The sequence below is a fragment of the Arthrobacter sp. AK01 genome (assembly GCF_021109375.1).
Classification (GTDB): Bacteria; Actinomycetota; Actinomycetes; order Actinomycetales; family Micrococcaceae; genus Arthrobacter.
Map to the genome: position 1 here is coordinate 134,752 of NZ_JAJOHP010000001.1, position 18,194 is coordinate 152,945.

Below are 18,194 nucleotides of genomic sequence, written 5' to 3' on the forward strand. Positions count from 1 at the left end.
CGATGTCGAACTCCACTGATACTTATGCTGTTCCGGGGGTGGGCGCCGGACTGCTGGACGTGTACCGGCGGCGGTACCTCCTCAAACTGATTGTCCGCAAAGAACTTCGTGTCCGCTACCGCGGTTCGGTACTGGGTCTGGCATGGTCGTACGTCAAGCCGCTCGTCCAGTACGTCGTGTTGTTTTTCGCCTTGGGCATCGTTCTGCGCGTCGGGGACCAAATTCCCAACTACGCCCTGTACATGTTCTCCGGCGTCATTGTCATCAACTTCTTCTCCGAAGCATTTTCGAATGCCACAAGGTCGATCGTGTCGAACGCGGCACTGGTCAAAAAGATCTATCTTCCGCGTGAACTGTTCCCCGTAGCCTCCGTCTGGGTCGCTGCGGTCCACTTCCTTCCGCAATTGATTGTTCTGCTGGCCGCGGCCCTGCTGAGTGGGTGGCATCCGGATGTCATGCAGTTATTTGGCGCCCTTCTTGGCTTTGTCATTGTGGCCGTCACGGCAACCGGCCTCGGCCTGTTGGCCGGTGCCGTCAATGTGTTCTTCCGGGACGCCGAGAACATCGTCGATATGTTGATGATGATCGTGACGTGGACTTCGCCGGTCCTCTATGACTGGACGATGATCCGCCGGTTGGCAGCGCCCTGGGTTCTCACGATCTACCAGCTCAACCCCATCACCGTTGCCGTGGAGCTATTCCATTGGGCCTTCTGGTATCCGACGGTCGACCAGCCCGTCGAATTGCCCCCGCATCTCTTGGTGACGGGCTTCATAGGCCTCGGCATGGCAGCACTGTTCCTTGTTATTGGCCAGATCGTCTTCCGACGGCTCGAGGGCCACTTTGCGCAGGAGGTCTAAATGGGCGCCGCAGTAATCGTCAAGGGCCTGAAGAAAACATTCAACCTCCGTCACTCGCACTCCATGAAGGAAACCCTCGTTTGGCTCGCCAAAGGGCGAAAAGGGGACCTCACCAAGAAGTTCGATGCGCTCCATGACGTGAGCTTTGAGATCCAGCCGGGGGAGACAGTGGCATTGCTGGGCTTCAACGGCTCCGGCAAGTCCACCTTGCTGAAGCTGATCTCGGGTGTCATCCTGCCCGACGAAGGCACCGTGCGTACCAAGGGCAGGGTTGCAGGTTTGATCGAGGTGGGAGCCGGGTTCCACCCGGATCTGTCCGGGCGTGAAAACGTCTACCTCAACGCAGCCATCCTTGGGATGACTGAGCAGGAGATCCAGGACAAGTTCGACGACATCGTTGCCTTCTCCGAGATCGAACAGTTCATTGATACTGAGGTGAAGTTCTACTCTTCGGGAATGTTCCTCCGGCTTGCTTTTGCGGTGGCCGTCCATACCCAACCCGATATTTTCCTCGTGGACGAGATCCTGGCGGTGGGTGACGAGCCCTTCCAGAGGAAGTGCCTTGCCAAAATCAAGCAACTCTCCGACGAAGGCCGCACCCTGGTGGTTGTCAGCCACGACCTTGACATGATTTCGCGGATTTGCGACAGGGGAGTGGTGTTGTCCTCCGGCACGGTCCAGTTCGAGGGTCCGGCGGACCAAGCTGTGGCGTGGCTGCGGGAACGCAACTAACCGCAGTCAATTGCAAAGAGTCGTCTGTCAACGGATGGCTAGTGGAAGCATCTAAGAAAGGCGATCGTAGGAATGGGTATCGGCCCGCTGCTGTTGTGTGTACTCCTGATCGTTGTGTTGTGGTGGGGCCCGGGCTGGATCTTGGGGGAAGCCTTGGGCGTTCGCCGGGTTCTGCTGCCCGTCGTGGCACCATTGCTCGGAATGGGCGTATTGACCGTGATCGGCGTGATGGGAAATGCGCTGGGACTCAGCTGGCAGCTGCTTCCAGTGACGGCTGTCCTGCTGGTTCTCTCTGCACTCCTGTTCGCCCTGCGCATCACATTGCGCCGCTATTTCCCGGATAAGTTCGGGTCCGCGGCCAAACCGGCGATATTTGGCAAGCATCGGTTTGCAGGCTCCTGGTGGATACTCCTTGCAGGACTGATCGCAGGCGGTGCGGTAGCCGCTGTCTCATGGATTGTTGGAACTGAAGGCCTCCAGGGGATCAATCAGGACTGGGATATCCCGTGGCACGCCAACATGATCCGGTTGATCTCGGTGAACCACGAGTGGGATCCGAGTATCGCGGGCAACTTCGCCTACTACGACACCAATATTCCTGAAGCTCCCATCCGGAGCTACCCGATTGCCTTCCACGCCGTGCTGTCGCTGTTCTGGCCGATGAGCGGTGTCAGCATCCCCGTGTTCCTTAACGTCTTTGTCCTGGTGATGATGGCAGTTCAACTGCCGTTGAGCACCATGGCACTGACGATGCTGGTCACTCGCCGCCCGATCGCCGTGGCTGCGGCTGCGGCCGTTGCCGGCTGGTTTACGGTCTACCCTTATGACCTCCTGTGGCGTGGCCCGCTGATTCCGTTCTTTGCCGGCATGCTGCTGGTAGGTCCATTCGCTCTGCTGGCAGTGAAGGGAGCGGTGGAACGGCAGAAGTTCTGGGTCCCCGGCATCGCGTTCGGGGCAGTAGGACTTATCGCCGTCCATCCCTCGCTGGCCTTCGTTGTACTTCCCGTACTTCTCTTCTGGTTGCTTTCGGCGTTGATCCGCCGAAAGGGCAGGATTCTCGGCATTACGGTATACCTCGCCGTCTCAGGTGTCCTCGCGGTGGTCCTCGGCTGGCCGATCATCGCCCAGATGCTGAAGGAATCCGAGCGCGTTTCCAAGCAGGTGTGGGCAGCGGACACCGATCGCAACGGAGCCATCCAAAACATCATTTTCCTGAACCATGGTTCGATGGCTATGCCGATCCTGACCGCCCTCGTGGCACTGGGCTGTTTGGCCATGATCCTCAGGATCCGCATGTGGTGGTATTTCGGTCCTGTGTTGGCCTTCGCATTCCTGTCGGTCTACACAATGGGTACCGACAACCCTAGATTCATGACGTTGACGGCTCCGTTCTACGACGACCAGTGGCGTATCTTCGGCATCCTCGTAATGCTCCTTGTACCGCTCGCAGGCTTGGGAGTGGCGCAGTTGGCCGAAGCCATCGCGTGGTTGGTCGCAAAGATACGCAGCAGGTCGGGGAAATCCGCCCCGGATGGATCTCACGCCGGCCACAGGCCCAGCCATGTAGTGACTGCTGCGGCAGCTGCGGCCGTGCTCCTGGTGAGTGGTATTGCCGCCATCCCCTACTTCAAGCAGAACGCCGAGCGGATCAACATCAATACCAAGGTTGATGGCGCAACGCTGAGTGCATCAGAAGTTGGGCTTCTCAGCAAGATCGACCAGTACGTGCCGGCGGACGCCACCGTGCTGAACGACTCATGCGATGGTTCGGTATGGATGTACGCACTGGGCAACCGCATGCCGATGATCCGCCATTTCGAGATTCTTCCGACAAACCGTCAGTTGCTCGTCCTCCAAAAGCTCCCTGAACTTGCAACGGATCCGCAGGTACGCGACGCGGCCGCTGAATTGGGCATCGAATGGGTCTACATTGCCGACGGCAGGATCAGGGCATGGGATGAGCCCAAGGCGGGGCTCACGCAGCCTGATTCCATTCCATACCTCCAGCTCGTGGTGCGTGAAGGAAACGCCGCCCTGTACAAGATCGACTGGTCCCAGTTGCCTGGTGGCAAGGAGGCATTCGATGCCTCGGCGAAGGACCGTCTGCAGCTTGACGGCGTATCAGGGATTCTTGAAAACCGGAATCCGGACGGCATTGCACCGCTAGGAAGGATCTGCTGATCATGAAGGCATTTATCTCCAAGTTCCTGGCATCCAGCTTGTTCAAGTTCCTGCTCATCGGAGGCTTGAGCTTCCTGCTGGACCTTGGTCTCCTGGCCCTGTGCTTCCAGGTCTTTGGCTGGCCGCTGTGGCTGGCCACCGGTGCAGGCTTCTGGGGCAGCTTCTTCTTCAACTACTTCCTGCAGCGCCATTTTGCCTTCAACGGTGGCGGAACGGCCCTCGGGGGAGTGCTTCGGTATTCAGGCCTCCTGGTTTTCAATACGCTGGCTGTGATGGGCATTGTTGAGCTTTTCGAGTTCATTGGTGCCGGCTACGTAGTGGGTAAAGTGGTTGCGACGATCGTGACCATGGGGTGGAACTACTTCATTTACAAGCACTGGGTCTTTCCTCAGAAGAAGCAATCGAACAGCGGCAGCGAACAGTTAGATGGCCAGTCGGGCACCGACACGCCAACACAGAAACTCACACCAAACAGCAGCGAAGGATAATCGATGTATCGAGGCGTTCGAATTGCCGCGGTAGTACCGGCCTACAAAGAAGAAAACCACATCGCCCAGGTCATCGAGACGATGCCTGATTTTGTTGATGACATCGTCATTGTTGATGACTGCAGCCCGGACGACACGTCGGGAGCCGCACGCCGCGCCGACGACGGTCGCGTCACCTTGATTCGGCACGAAGTCAACCAGGGCGTGGGAGGTGCCGTCCTGACGGCCCACAAAGCAGCCATGGAACTGGGTGCCGACATCAACGTGGTCATGGCAGGCGATGCCCAGATGGATCCCGACTACCTTCCCCAACTTCTTGATCCCGTGGTAGATGGCTATGGCTTCGCCAAGGCCAACCGGTTCTTCTCGGGAGAGTCGTTTGCAGGAATGCCCGGCTACCGCATTTTCGGCAACATCGTGTTGTCCTTCATGACCAAGCTTGCCTCCGGCTACTGGCACATCTTCGATCCGCAGAACGGCTACACCGCCATCCGCACCGAGGTCCTCCGCCGCCTTCCAATGAACAAAGTGGCAGCGCGCTACAGCTTCGAAAACGACCTCCTGATCCACCTCAATATTCTTGATGTTCCGATCGTGGATGTGCCGATTCCTGCGGTCTATGGCAACGAAGTCTCCAGCATCAAATTGCGGAAGGTCATTCCCGAACTCCTTGCCATGCTCTTTGGCGGCTTCTGGCGCCGTGTGTGGTGGAAGTACATGGTGTGGTCCTTCTCCGCTGTTGCCCTCTTGCTGATCGCCGGCATTGCCCTCATCGTCATGGGCCTTGTGGCTGGAATCTGGGTCCTCGCGGCAAGCGTGGGATCTCCGACGGCCGGGTCGGTGATGTTGGCTGTGGTGCCTTTTGTCCTGGGCGTGCAGATGCTCCTGGTATCCCTGCAGTTGGATATCCAGGCGAGTCCGAACAGGCCCACCATGCATCCCATGAAGGAACGCACTTAGGATCTCCTGAAAGTTAAAACGGGGAGGGGGGGGGGGGGCGGCCGCGGCGCGGGGCCCCGCGGAAGGTTTTTTTTGGTTGGGGATGGGGCGTGGACACCACCCCCCCCCCCCCCCCCCCCCCCACCCACCCCCCCCCCCCCCCCACCCCTCTCCAGAACTCAACCCCTACCGCGGGGGGCCCCCCCCCCCCCCCCCCCCCCCCCACCCTCCCTTTTTCATGTTCCTATGGAAGGGACGTGAATCCTCCCCAACCCCAGCCGACCTGGCTTCGGGAGAGCCATCCGGATGTTCCGTTGCCGGGGTACAGGAACAAGTTGCCACCGGCGTCACGGGCGAGGACATCGTTCTTGCCGTCACCGTTGAAGTCGCCCGGTCCGAGGATGGCCGTCATCCCGCTCCAGCCGCTCCCAACCTGGACCCGGCTAAGCCAACCACCCGTGCCGTTGCCTGGATACAGCCAGAGGATTCCTGAGGTGTCCCTGGCCAGGACATCGGTCTTGCTGTCGCCGTTGAAGTCGCCGGTACTCAGGATCGCATTCATGGCATTCCAACCCGTACCAACTTGGGCGCTTGAGGTGAAGCCGCCTGTGCCATTGCCGCGGTAGAGCCACAGGACGCCTGCCGAGTTTCTTGCGAGGACATCGGCCTTGCCGTCACCGCTGAAGTCGCCTGGCGCCAGGATGAGCGTCATTCCGGCCCAGCCGGTCCCCGCCTGGACGCGTGCCTGGAGGCCACCGGATCCATTGCCCGGGTAAAGCCAGAGAACACCATTCGCATCCCGGGCCAGGACGTCGCTGCGTCCGTCCCCGTTGAAGTCCTTCGTGGGAACGATGGCATTCAGCGAGTTCCAGCCGGTTCCCAGGGAGCGTTGGGTCAACCAACCCCCGGATCCGTTGCCCGGATACAGCCACAGCGTGCCGCCGTTGTCGCGTGCCACGACGTCGTTCTTTGCATCACCGGTGTAGTCCTTCCAGGTATTCGCCGGTGGGGCTGTCACGGTGTAGGCCTGGCTGACGATGCCCGAACTGTTGTTGGAGGTGTCCACCGCGAAATACTTCAGCGTCATGGCTGCCGTCAGCGTGATCGCTGAGGAGTACTTGTTGGCCGCTGTGGCGGTGGGGTTCGTTCCGTTGGTGGTGAAGTAGATGCTGGATCCAGCTTCGTTGGCGGTGAGGGTGATCTGCTGATTGGCGGGGTAGCTGCCAGCGGGTGGTGTCACAGTTACCACCGGAGGAGTGGTATCCAGAACCGTGTAGGCGCGCGTGGTGACGGCCGAGACGTTTCCGGAAGCATCCACGGCCAAGGCCTTTACGGTGGTGGTGGCAGTCAACGCAAACGCCGCAGTGTAGGCCTTGGTGGTTCCCGAAACGGTAGTTGCGGGGTTTGTCCCGTCTGTTGTGTAGAAGATGCTTCCCGGTTCACTGGAAGACATCGTGACCAGTTGTCCTGAGGCATAGCCCCCTGCCCCGGGAGTGACGGTCAGGGTCGGAGCCGTGTTGTCCAGCACGTACGTCTGCGTGACCACTGCCGATGAATTTCCTGCGGTGTCCCGCGCGAAGTACTTCAGGGTCATCGACGTCAAGGGGATCGGGCCCGAATAAACCGGACTCGATGTAGTCGGCGTCGTGCCATTGGTTGTGACGTAGATGGTGGCCGCTTCATTGACTGACAAGGCAATGGTCTTGCCGGCACCGTACGTTCCTCCGGCCGGATCCACGGATACGACGGGAGGGGCTGTGTCAGGAGCGAAGACAGTCACGTTCCTTGCAGCCGTGGAAGTGTTGCCTGCGTTGTCCCTGGCTTCCACCGTGAAGGTCACAGGACCACTTGGAACGTTCGTGTAGGCCTTGGGAGATGTGCAGGCCGTGTAGGCGTTGGAGCCGAGCTTGCACCTGAATCCTGCAATGTCCGTGGAGGTGGAGGTGAAGGTGAAGGATGGCGAGATGCCGACAGTTGCGCCTTCCGCGGGTGAACTGATGGATACCTGGGGCGCGGTCAGGTCGGCGGTTACGGTTACCGACGCAAGTGTGCTGACGTTGCCGGCCATGTCCGTGGCTCGGACCCGCAGGACGTGTTGCCCCGCGGTAGTGAGATTGAAAACGTGCCCGTTGGCGCAGGCGGTGAACGTTGTCGTGGAATCGACTGAGCAGGACAACGTCGAATCGGGATCGGAGGTGACGCCGAGGACCGGCGCGCCGTTGACGGTTGCCCCCGCCGCGGGTGAGGTGATCACCGGTGCGCTGGGTGCGGCCAGGTCGACTGTGAAAGTCCGCGATACGGGAAGGCCTGATGGAGCTGCCCTCACCGAGAACGTGTAAGCGCCGCTGGCCAAAGCCGTTGACGGCGTGAAGGTGCCGCCGGAGCATACCTGCCAGACCGGCGTCGCCGTGCTCAACTGGAGGCTGCACTCAAGGGCGCCGCCCGGCGGCGTTGAAGCAACAGTGAACGTTGGCGTGGAGTCGTTGGTGAACGCCGGGTTGGCCGCTTGGGTTCCATTTGCCGCCGTCGGACCGCTGACGATGGAAGGTACAACGCCACCCAGGGTGAGCATCCTTCCGCGCTCAGCGGGCTTGGCAGGATCCAATTGTCCCGGGTCTTCCATGACCAGGAGTTTGCCGTCCCGCATGGTCAGGCCGCCGACCTTGCTGAAGCCCAGGGCCCACTGGTTGTCCACGGTGTCCGTACTCAGGTCGATGCGGGAGATGGTGTCCTTCCCGGCATCGGCTGTGGTGGTTCCGACCCCGGTTCCTGTGTAGAGGACGAGGGGCGACTGCCAGTCGTAGTAGATGGCTGTCGGCTTGCCGACGTTATAGAGCGGCGCTGGGACGAAGTTGGTCAGTACACCGTCTTCGGGTGCCGTAAACACCGTCAACCCTGTGGTTTCTGCGACATACACCACTACGTTGCCCGCACTGTTGCGGTGCGTGGCAGCCAGGCTGAGGGAGCTGGAGTTGACCGAAGCGATGGATTCGATGCTCGGATGGAGGGCCGTGGGATCCACGATTTTGACGATTGACCGGGCGTTGGCAAACGACAGGTAGATGTTGCCGTCGGGGCCGTCGCTGACGGCATTTGGCCTCAGGTCGCCGTCGAAGATGGTTAGCGCGCCGTTGTACTCGAATACGCCATTGTCAGGATTCCACAGGGCCCGTACGACGTCGGAACTTCCGACGGCGGCATCCGGAATGAAGGCCACTTCGTCACCATCGCCGTGGTTGGCAGGGGACGGATCGATCATGGCGGGCGTTCCGGCCAAGGCCGGGCCGTTGTCGTGACCAGTCAGGGTTCCACCGAGGCAGGTGTCCGTTTCGAGGCCCCCCGCGGTTGCGCCCGAAGCCTCCGTCACGCGGCAGAACCCTGCCCGAGCGTCGGAAACCCACAGGCGTCCGTCCGGGTCCACCAATGTTCCTGCGGCTTTGGTCAGACCTGTGGCCACTGTCTGGCGTGCTTGGTCCGCGAAGGCCGGGCCCGCTGTCAGGACGCCGGTGAGTGCCGCCGTCGCAAGGCTGGCAGTGGCCAGAACTGCCGTCAGTTTGTGGCGTTGCCGTCCTTCGCCCGCCTTGCTGAGTGCAATGCGGCGGGGAGTCTTATGAGAGGTTCTTGAGCGACCGGCGAAGGCAAGACATGCCAAACCAAGCTGAAGAACACTGCGATTGCGCGTGTCCACCGAGGGATCCCCACTTCATTCGGATGCTCCCCAGCTCCGCATGCATTGGTTATTCGCCCCACGCCGTTTCCGGCTGCGTCTACGTACATCTTCCACCAATTTTCACATTTGTCACTAGTGCATTCCTGAATGGCCTCGGATTCAGGGGCGTCAAGCAGTCCGTCTTGACCACACAACCGCCGCACCGCACGATTGAGGTGGAGGTCACAATGCGCAGAATGTTGCTGATGGCAATGCCGATGGTGATGCTGTTGGTCGCCTGCACGGCCCCTTCATCACAGCCAACTCCTGGGAACAGTACGCCGGCACCCAGTAGTGACACTGCTACCGCAGGGCCCAGCCAGTCGTCGTCCGCTCCCGGAAGCCGCGAAACTGGCGACCCCGGTCCGTCAGCAGGCGACGACGACCCGGGTCGTTTCTCCTACCGTTGCACCAGCCTTGACGCATCGCCGGAAGTCCAGTTGTCGAGCCTCGCGGAGGTCTGGGCTGCCAATAACTACACCCGTATGGACTCCTGCGAAGTCACCTACGCAGGTGAAGAACCATTCGTTCCAACGCCCCGCGAAGCTGAAGCTATTTCCACGGCCGCGCCGCAGGGTGCAGTAGCCGAGGATGGTCTGGCAGCCATGCAGGATGTCCTCCGGTTGTGCACGCGCATCAGCGATGAAACAGGCCCCGGCGGATTCGAGGAGGCAAGTCACGGGACGTTGCTCGCTGCGGCTGCATTTTGTCCGGACGCGCCGCAGGGGAAAATCATCGCTGGCTGGGCTCAAGGTACGAGGGTTGGCGACGGCAGCCATGTAGTGGGCGAAACCGTGGAAGCCGGCGGAGTCCAGCTCGTCAAGCCCGGCGCTTTGGCCAGCGAATGTACGTGGTCCGTCGCTGCGCAGGACGGTTCCGTCGTCGCCAGCGGAGGAGTCCCTGAGGCCGGCAAAAACGTCGAGCTTGAGGCCGGCCAAAACTTTACTAGTGACAAATGCGGAATTTGGGGGAAGATGTACTAAGACGCAGCCGGAAACGGCTTGGGGCGAATAACCAATGCATGCGGAGCTGGGGAGCATCCGAATGAAGTGGGGATCCCTCGGTGGACATGCGCAGGCGCAGTGTTCTTCAACTCGGTGTGGCAACTCTTGCCTTGGCCGGTTGTTCAGGAACCAAAGTAGATACTTCCCAACCAGCCGCACTCGATTTGGCGCCTGTTATCGCAAATGATGACAAAGTCCCCATTGAGCGTCCGGAGCCTCTCATCCGGTACCAATTCACATGTACTGCGGCAGACGGCAGCCTGATTGGCAAATTTTCGAGCCTCGAGGAAGTCTGGGCATCCACGCGGTACATGCACGTCACGGACTGCCAGGTGGCCTACGTCGGAAGTGGACCGCACATCCTGACTCCCGAAGAAACGGCTGCCGTCAACGCGGCCGTGGCCGCCGGTGCGGCTCCCGGCCAAGCGTCGGCTCTGTGCCTGCTCATCATCAGGGCGTGCACGCGTACCGATCACAGGACACTGGCAGCCTCACTCGCGGCCTACGGGATACCCGTAGTGAAGGGCGCACTGACGTTGGCCCCGTTGGCTCCGCAGGCTGCGCTGCTGACCAGGTGGCTCAAGACTGCAGTGCCTGGCTAGACACGGAGAAGGCGCAGATTCCGCCCTGATTTTTCAAGCCGGGGCGGCGCATTTCAGGGCGATATTCATCGCTACCAACCACACAAATCTGCGGGATCACATGGTCTAATGAAGGTGGTCTCACGTATTGGCTGTTCAGCGTATTTGGGAAACTGACTTTGTTTGGGGGCAAACGAAGATCACCCGTTGCGCACAATCAAGGAGTGATCTTTTATGGCGTTTAGAGTAGGAACTGCAAGCGCTGACATAACGCCGTCGCTGAGCACCAATCCGTATATGGCTGGATATGGTTCTACCGACGGCGGACGCGAGGCCACCAGCAGTTCACCGTTCGAGCCCTTGTACGCTCGGGCCATCCTCATCTGGGAAGACGCCCATCCCCACATCATCATCAGCCTGGATGTCCTGGCATTGCCGCGATCCATGCACCAGCGGATCCGGGACAGGATCATCGAGCTCGCGGATTGGTCGAGCAGCGACATCCTGATCCAGGCGACGCATACGCACAATGGGCCCGCCTTGATTGACACTCTCCATCCCTTCATGGCTTACGGGCTGGCGGATTTGGGCTTGGTGCGTTCTTACAGTGCCGATCTTGAAGACACCATCGTTGACCTCGCCCGGGAAGCCTTGGACGCGGATGAAACGGCAGTGACTTTCGACTACAAAGTTTCAACCCAGAATTTCTCCGCCAACCGCGTGGGACTGCCATACACGGAAACGGCAGTCCCAATTCTCGTCGCCAGGCGAGGCAATGGTACGCCGGCTGCCGTGATATTTAGCTATGGGTGCCATCCCATCAGTGCAGGTCTGCGCACGCTCTTTGATGGAGATTTTGCTGCAGGCGCCTGCAATTACATCGAAAACCGGAATCCGAATTGTTTCGCGATGTTCGTGCAGGGTCCGGCTGGAGATCAAGACCCCGGGGGAGTCCGCAGCTGGGAACTCCGGGACCAGCATGGAGACGCCCTTGGTGCCACGGTCCATTCGAACATGCAATCTGCGGGGCGTGCCCTCAGCGGTCCCATGGTGACGCGCTACCAGGAAGTCCAACTGCCGTTGGATATCACTCCGACAGCCGGAAATCTGGCCGCGGTGCGTGCTTCCTACGTTGCCAGGCTGGCCAATCCCAACGGCCAGCCCCAGTGGTACCAACGGCACGCGCAGGTAATGATCGGACGCATTGACAGCAACAGTTTTGAAACGGCTGTACCGTCCCCGTTCCAGGTGTGGAAATTCAATGGCAGCCCGGAGCTGAAGATAGCCATGATCGGTGGCGAACTCGTCAGCGGCTATGCGGCTTATTTTCGCGGCCGAAATGGTGGGACCAACGGTATTATTGTCGGTGGATATGCAAATGAATCCTGCTGCTATATACCAAGCAATGAGTTCTTTCCACCTTTCATGCCTCTGGGCAGTTATGAAGGTGGATGGGAGCCCGACTTCCCTGGAATCGCGGGGGGTTCGATGACTGTCTACGGCCACTTGGCGCACTTCAAAGCCGGCACTAATGGCGTGGAGACCACACTGGTAAATGCCATGAATGCTTTGCTTGCATAGAGTTGGCCCGGCTAAGGGCAATGATGAATGAGGGGCCCGCCCACGGATTTCCGCGGATGGGCCCCTCATTCATGACGTGGTCTGAGCTTGGGGGTCCTGCTAACCGGCGGCCGGTGCCAGGATTGTGAGGTTGCTCCAGCCTGTGCCGATCCTGGTTGGCGTTCCCCAGGTCTTGTTCGAACCTACAGGGTAGTAGCGCAGTTCACCGATGGTGGTTCGTGCAACGACGCCGAGTGAGCCCGCACCCGCAAATCCACGAACGGCACCGAATCCGGAAATCACGTTCCAGCCGGTACCCACAACGCTTGGAGCTTCCTGAATGAAGTTGCCGGTACCGTTAGTGCGGTACAGCTTTAGGTCCCCGGTGCCCGTTTTGACGAGGAGATCAGCATTGGAATCCTTGTCGAAGTCCATTTGGGCAATGTCCAGGCCGGCCCATCCGACGCCGATGTAGACCCCCGCGGAAAGGGTCTTGCCGCTGGGGTTATTGAAGTAGTACAGCCGGCCGGCGGAGTCATAGCCGACAATTCCGGGGTGCGCGTCTGCCTTTTTCCAGGTGCCTACGCTCAGGGTCCAGCCCTTCCAGTTGCTGCCCAACGCTATCGCCGTCCCAAAGCCGCTGCCGTTCCTGCCCGGGTAGACGTTTAACCGGCCGTCAGACCATTGGGCGACAATGTCCAGTGCGCCGTCGCCGTTCCAGTCGGTGACAAACCCTGCTTTGAAGCCCGCCCAGCCCGTTCCGATGAGGTCTTCCGGCAAAAGGGCCGTGGTGCCGGTCCCCGGATAACGGTAGAGGTTGGCATCCGGACGGACCGCCAGGACATCTTCCTGGTCGATGCCAAGGGTTGTCTCCACATCCAGTGAGGCACCACTGATGAGGCTTGCGTCGTTCCACCCCAACCCTATGAGGCTGCGGTTGCCCCATGACCCGGAACCTGCAGGATAGTAGTAAAGATCGCCGTTCGCTGCACGGGCGTGGAGACCTTGGGAGTCTGCTCCATTGAAGTTGATTGCCGAGCTTACTGCCGTCATGCCACCCCAGCCCGAGCCGATCACCCTGCCGGGCTCGCTGATGAAGCTGCCGACGCCATTGGAACGGAAAAGACGGAGGGTTCCGTCCGAAGTGCGTGTGACAATGTCCTGGTTGCCGTCGCCGTCGAAGTCGATTTGGTTGAGTTGGTGGCCGCTGAATCCGGTGCCAATCAAGACACCGTTTCCAAGTCCTCCACCGCCGCTGTTCGGGTACCGGTACAGATTGCCCAGGTAGTCCTGTCCGATCACACCCGGATAGGCATCCTTCGCGTTCCACCACCCTACTGTCAGGGACATTTCCTGCCACCCGGAACCGACTTGGATGGGTGCGTAGAAAGACCCCCCAGGGGCGCCCCGGAATACCTTTAGCGTCCCATCGGACCATTGGGACAGGATGTCCTGCACTCCGTCCTGGTTCCAGTCCACAACGTAGAGCGACTTTGCGCCGGACCACCCTGACCCGATGGCGACAGGTCCGGTGATTCGACCCGAACCGTTTGCAGGGAAGGCGTCCAATCGTCCGCCCGGGCTCGTAGCAAGGACATCGGCAGCAGACTTGATGGACGGATTCGAAGGGTAGGAGACCCCGCGGGCAAACGTGCGCAGCTGGTCATAACTGCCATTGAAAATGTTTGAATCACCCTCAAACGGACCTGTGCTGCTGTACTGCCACATCGTGTAGTCGCCCCAGCTGGCCGGCATGGAGCCCGGCGAATTTGTGGGGTTGTTCCAGTAGGAAGCGATCCACAAGGGGTAGCTTCCGAAGGTGGAATTGCCGACGCAGGTGTTCCACCAATCGGTGGTGCTGTAAATGACAGGGAAGCGGCCGGTCAGGGCCTTGACGGTGTTGCCAAAGTCGGCTGCCCATTGCCCCAACTGGGCTTTGGACATGTCGTAGCACGTGTTGCCGAAGTAGAAACCGTTGATGGTTCGTCCGGCGTACGGGTTGTACTCGATGTCCAGAACGGGCGGGAGGGTGTATCCGTCGGCCGTCCAGCCTCCACCGTTCGCCACGAAATACCGTGCTTGGTCAGCGCCTGATGACCAATTGGGGATGGCGAAGTGATAGGCGCCCCGCACCATGCCCACGTTGCGGGAGCCGTTGTACTGCTGGGTGTATTGCTCGTTGAGGTAGTAGTTGCCCTCGGATGCCTTGACGTAAGCCCAGCGGGATCCTTGGTTCCATTGGCTCTGCCAGTTGATGTTGGGTTGGTGGGCGCTGACGTCCTGTCCGGCGACGCCGATGGTGGGACGCCAGTGGCCCGGATCTGCTGCCATGGAAACCGCGGAGCTGACTGCGCTGCCTATGGCCCGTGAGCCTGAAGCTGCCGGGGTGCCATTGCTTTGTTGCGCTGCCAGGACCCTGGGGGATCGTTGTCCCATTTCCGCGCCGCCTGCCGGGATGGCTGCCCGCATGGCTGCCTTCATCGTTTCCGCGTCCGGTGCGTTGCCGGGCATTGCTTGCGCTTTGGGGAGCTGTCCCTCGGAGCCGTTACCGGGATCGGCGGGCAACGGCGCAATGTCGGGTGAAGGCTCGACGGCGGGCAGCGGCTGTTGCTGCCCGGCACCTGCGGGCTGCGGTCCCTGCGCTGGAATTGTTTCCTGCGCCTCAGGCGATGGGGCCGGTCGTGGTCCGGAGGACTCTGCCCATGACGGCGAACCAAGGCAGCTGCCCGCTACGAGGGCGGTCGTTAGCGCCAGGCCTGCCCGGGCCAGTAGGCTGCGGCCGAACGGGGCACTTGCACGTCTTTTCATCTTCATATCCGGCCCTGTACCGCGGCTCAGCGGCGCATGGGGTGGCTTGCGGACAAGCTCCGGGGCGGGCGCTTGCGCATGAGACCAAAGGCCAGCTCCTAACGGGCTTTACCATAACATCCTGAAACTGGAGTGACTAGTGGGATCCAGGTTGCTCACGTGGCTGGTGTTCCTAAGTTATCCACATGCCATGCCAGGCGACTTGAGGGCGGGTGATGGCTCCCTTAGCGTGAATGACTCGAGATATGCCTCTCGTTTACGGGCTCGGGATCGTTTGGGGAAGATGTGGATGCTGTAAGGATCGTCGAAGGTGAAGTCCGCGAGCTCATTCGACGTCGCGGGCTGGATCCCCTCGAGCAGGCCGCGGATGTCAGACGGCTTGTGGAAGCAGCAGTCAACGACTACGACGAACGGGCGCTCCTGGGACCGCTTCCTCCCCTGGGGCACCTTGATGCAGCCAGAAGGCACATCTTCGATGCCGTTGCCGGGTTCGGGCCGCTGCAGCCACTCCTGGATGATGCCGCGGTGGAAGAGGTGTGGATCAACGCGCCCCACGAGGTCTACGTTGCCCGCAATGGTGAATCCGAACTGACCGCCATCAGCCTCAACGAGCAGCAGGTTCGTGACCTCGTGGAACGGATGCTCAAGAGCTCCGGGCGCCGGCTTGACCTGTCTTCACCATTCGTTGACGCCGCGCTTCCGGACGGTTCCAGACTGCACGTAGCCATACCTGACATCACCCGGAAGCATTGGGCTGTCAACATCAGGAAGTTCATCGCACGGGCGAGCCGACTTGAGCACTTGGTGGAGCTTGGAAGCTTGACGCCACAAGCCGCGCGGTTTCTGGGAGCTTCAGTGGCCAGCGGGCTCAACATATTGGTCTCGGGTGCTACCCAAGCGGGGAAGACCACTATGTTGAACTGCCTTGCCGCCCACATTGGTTCCCGTGAACGAGTCATTACTGTGGAGGAAATCTTCGAACTGCAACTACCCCTGCGCGACGTGGTCGGGTTGCAGTGCCGCCAACCCAACTTGGAAGGGGAAGGTGAAATACCGCTTAGGCGGTTGGTCAAGGAGGCCCTTCGAATGCGGCCGGACCGTCTGGTAGTGGGCGAGGTGCGGGAGGCGGAAAGCCTTGACATGCTCATTGCCCTTAACTCGGGCTTGCCAGGCATGTGCACTGTCCACGCCAATTCCGCACATGACGCGGTCACCAAGATCTGCACGCTCCCGCTACTGGCGGGGGCCAATATTTCCAGTGCTTTCGTGGTGCCCACGGTGGCGTCCTGCATTGACCTGGTAGTGCACTGCAGCCGCCATTCCACGGGGCGTAGACAGGTGACCGAAATCCTCTCCCTCGGGCGAAGGGTGGAGAACGGCGTCATCGAGTCCTCAGGCGTGTTCGGGATGGTCGCCGGTCAATTGCAGCCGCGGGCCAACTCCATGCCTGCCGCGGAGAAGTTTTCCCGCGCGGGCTTCGATGTCGCCGCGCTTCTGGAGTTGAACTGATGGCGCCACTTCTCGGTATTCTTTTCGGTCTTGGTGTCTTTCTGGTGTGGTGGTCCGCATGGGTGCAGCCGCCGGTGGAAGCCAAAGAGCCAAGGCCCCGACGCTTGGACCTGCTGCTCATGTCGGCTGGAATTGAGAAGGTAACGGGTGGGGGACTTCTTCTCACCTGCGCGGGCTTCGGCCTTTTGACACTGCTCGTGTTCTTCGTTGTCACTGGATCGCCCCCGGTGGCCGTGTGCTTTGCGATATTCGGTTCATGGATTCCCTTTGCTGCAGTCCGTTGGCGTGCAAGAAAGCGCCGGGCAGCACTTCGGCTGCTGTGGCCGGATGTCGTAGACCACCTGCGCTCAGCCATACGGGCCGGTCTGGCACTGCCGGAGGCGCTCATTCAATTGGGGCATAAGGGGCCCGAAGAGCTTCGGGTATTATTCTTGGATTTCGGGGCCGATTACAGGTCTGGTGGCCACTTTGAAGCCGCGCTGAATCGGCTCAAGGATCGACTGGCTGATCCCGTGGCAGACCGCATTATCGAGGCATTGAGAATGACCCGCGAAGTGGGTGGCTCAGACCTCGGACGGATGTTGGGCATCCTCTCTGAGTTCCTCAGGGACAGTGCCCGCACCCGTAGTGAGCTTGAGGCGCGGCAGTCATGGACCATTAACGCCGCGCGGCTGGCTGTTGCCGCACCTTGGATAGTGCTGGTTGTCATGGCCAGCCGTCCCGAAGCAATGCTTGCCTATAACTCTGGTGTGGGAGCAATGGTGTTGCTGGGAGGGCTCCTGGTCTCGGTCTTCTGCTATTCCGTGATGCTGCGCGTGGGTGCATTGCCCGAAGACGAGCGTGTTCTTCGATGAGCACGTCGTTGGCCTTCGCCGTGCTCTGCGGATTGCTTCTGGGGTCGGGTTGTTGGCTCGTCCTGGTGCGGCTGCCTTTCATGCGTGCGACCACATTTTCGGAACGTATCGAGCCCCAGTTGAAGTCCCGCAATCTTGAGTCACGCCTCCTGCGGAAACCAACTTCCAATCTCACGCCGTTCGGGCCGCTGGAGCGGATTCTCCGCCCGATCATCGGTGACGCTGTCACGTACTTGTCCCGCTTCAATCCGGGGTCGGCTGCGCTGGTAAAGAGAATGGCCCGCGCCGGTTCAACAAAGTCCACGCTGGATTTCAGGGCCGAGCAGCTGATGTGCGCCGGTGTTGGTTTTGTGCTCATGGTGCTCGTCGTCGCGGTCAGCGCCGCGGCTGGCCAATTCAGCCCTGCATTCGCGTTGGTTTCAGTCGTCGCAGGTTCCGTGGGTGGCTACTTGCTCCGCGACTACCTACTGGGCCAGCGGATCAAACGGCGTGAATCAGCAATGCTGGCCGAGTTTCCCAGTCTCGCGGAGTTGATGGCGCTCGCAGTCGCGGCAGGGGAGAGCGCGATGGGCGCCATGGACAGAGTCAGCCGCAGTTCCCACGGTGAACTTTCGGCGGAATTTGACATCGTCCTTGCCGACACCCGGTCCGGGAAGCCCCTCTCAGAGGCACTCCAAGCCTTCTCTTCAAGGTCGGAGTTGCCTCCCTTGGTCAGGTTCTTTGACGGTCTTGTGGTCGCCGTCGAACGGGGGACACCGCTGGCAGATGTCCTCCGGGCACAGGCTGCAGATGTCCGCGATGCCGCAAAGCGTGACCTCATGGAGTCCGCCGGCAGAAAAGAGATTGCCATGATGGTGCCCCTGGTTTTTGGAGTGCTGCCACTCACGGTCGTTTTTGCCGCGTTCCCGGCCGTTGCAGCTTTGGAAATGAGTCTTTAGGGCGTCCACAACAGAATCTGACCAACTCACG

The 18,194-nt window shown here is 60.4% G+C and carries 13 protein-coding genes; 11 read left to right on the top strand and 2 right to left on the bottom strand.

Annotation, left to right across the window (positions count from 1 at the left end):
* Positions 1-2 precede the first annotated feature (2 nt).
* The 5 genes from LN996_RS00585 to LN996_RS00605 all read left to right on the top strand — a co-directional run bounded on the left by LN996_RS00585 (position 3) and on the right by LN996_RS00605 (position 5,221).
* Positions 3-860 carry an ABC transporter permease gene (locus LN996_RS00585; RefSeq protein ID WP_231338022.1) on the top strand — a complete coding sequence of 286 codons (858 nt, stop codon included), beginning with the start codon at positions 3-5 and terminating at the stop codon, positions 858-860.
* On the top strand, positions 861-1,592 hold the full coding sequence (locus LN996_RS00590; RefSeq protein ID WP_231338098.1) for an ABC transporter ATP-binding protein: 732 nt from the start codon (positions 861-863) through the stop codon (positions 1,590-1,592). It begins immediately after the preceding gene.
* A gap of 72 nt (positions 1,593-1,664) precedes the next feature.
* Positions 1,665-3,773, top strand: a complete 2,109-nt coding sequence (locus LN996_RS00595) for a DUF6541 family protein (protein ID WP_231338128.1) — start codon at positions 1,665-1,667, stop codon at positions 3,771-3,773.
* A 2-nt stretch (positions 3,774-3,775) separates the two neighbouring features.
* The gene (locus LN996_RS00600) at positions 3,776-4,261 is read left to right on the top strand and encodes a GtrA family protein (protein ID WP_231338155.1); all 486 of its coding nucleotides are present in this window, start codon (positions 3,776-3,778) and stop codon (positions 4,259-4,261) included.
* Between the two features lie 3 nt (positions 4,262-4,264).
* Complete coding sequence (locus tag LN996_RS00605) at positions 4,265-5,221, top strand: glycosyltransferase family 2 protein (protein WP_089595595.1); 957 nt, start codon at positions 4,265-4,267, stop codon at positions 5,219-5,221.
* Positions 5,222-5,444: 223 nt separating this feature from the next.
* Here the strand turns inward: LN996_RS00605 and LN996_RS00610 are convergent, their stop codons facing one another.
* A complete protein-coding gene (locus LN996_RS00610) occupies positions 5,445-8,888 on the bottom strand; it encodes a chitobiase/beta-hexosaminidase C-terminal domain-containing protein (protein ID WP_231338181.1) in 3,444 nt (1,147 codons plus the stop codon).
* 227 nt (positions 8,889-9,115) lie between these two features.
* Here LN996_RS00610 and LN996_RS00615 point away from each other — a divergent pair, with 227 nt between their 5' ends.
* The 3 genes from LN996_RS00615 to LN996_RS00625 all read left to right on the top strand — a co-directional run bounded on the left by LN996_RS00615 (position 9,116) and on the right by LN996_RS00625 (position 12,075).
* Positions 9,116-9,892 carry a hypothetical protein gene (locus LN996_RS00615; RefSeq protein WP_231338201.1) on the top strand — a complete coding sequence of 259 codons (777 nt, stop codon included), beginning with the start codon at positions 9,116-9,118 and terminating at the stop codon, positions 9,890-9,892.
* Positions 9,893-9,978: 86 nt separating this feature from the next.
* Positions 9,979-10,515 (top strand): hypothetical protein, encoded by a 537-nt coding sequence (locus tag LN996_RS00620; protein WP_231338211.1) that lies wholly within the window; start codon positions 9,979-9,981, stop codon positions 10,513-10,515.
* A 213-nt stretch (positions 10,516-10,728) separates the two neighbouring features.
* Positions 10,729-12,075 carry a hypothetical protein gene (locus LN996_RS00625; RefSeq protein WP_231338219.1) on the top strand — a complete coding sequence of 449 codons (1,347 nt, stop codon included), beginning with the start codon at positions 10,729-10,731 and terminating at the stop codon, positions 12,073-12,075.
* Between the two features lie 99 nt (positions 12,076-12,174).
* Here LN996_RS00625 and LN996_RS00630 read toward each other — a convergent pair whose 3' ends face one another.
* The gene (locus tag LN996_RS00630; protein ID WP_374110810.1) at positions 12,175-14,862 is read right to left on the bottom strand and encodes a GH25 family lysozyme; all 2,688 of its coding nucleotides are present in this window, start codon (positions 14,860-14,862) and stop codon (positions 12,175-12,177) included.
* Positions 14,863-15,147: 285 nt separating this feature from the next.
* Between LN996_RS00630 and LN996_RS00635 the strand changes: the two genes are divergently transcribed.
* The 3 genes from LN996_RS00635 to LN996_RS00645 are packed head-to-tail and all read left to right on the top strand — an operon-like array spanning position 15,148 to position 18,163.
* Entirely contained in the window at positions 15,148-16,371 is a 1,224-nt protein-coding gene (locus LN996_RS00635; protein WP_231338233.1) for a CpaF family protein, read from the top strand.
* Positions 16,371-17,225, top strand: a complete 855-nt coding sequence (locus tag LN996_RS00640) for a type II secretion system F family protein (RefSeq protein WP_231338244.1) — start codon at positions 16,371-16,373, stop codon at positions 17,223-17,225. The genes LN996_RS00635 and LN996_RS00640 overlap by 1 nt, the downstream gene beginning before the upstream one ends.
* The gene (locus LN996_RS00645; protein ID WP_231338263.1) at positions 17,222-18,163 is read left to right on the top strand and encodes a type II secretion system F family protein; all 942 of its coding nucleotides are present in this window, start codon (positions 17,222-17,224) and stop codon (positions 18,161-18,163) included. The genes LN996_RS00640 and LN996_RS00645 overlap by 4 nt, the downstream gene beginning before the upstream one ends.
* Positions 18,164-18,194 lie beyond the last annotated feature (31 nt).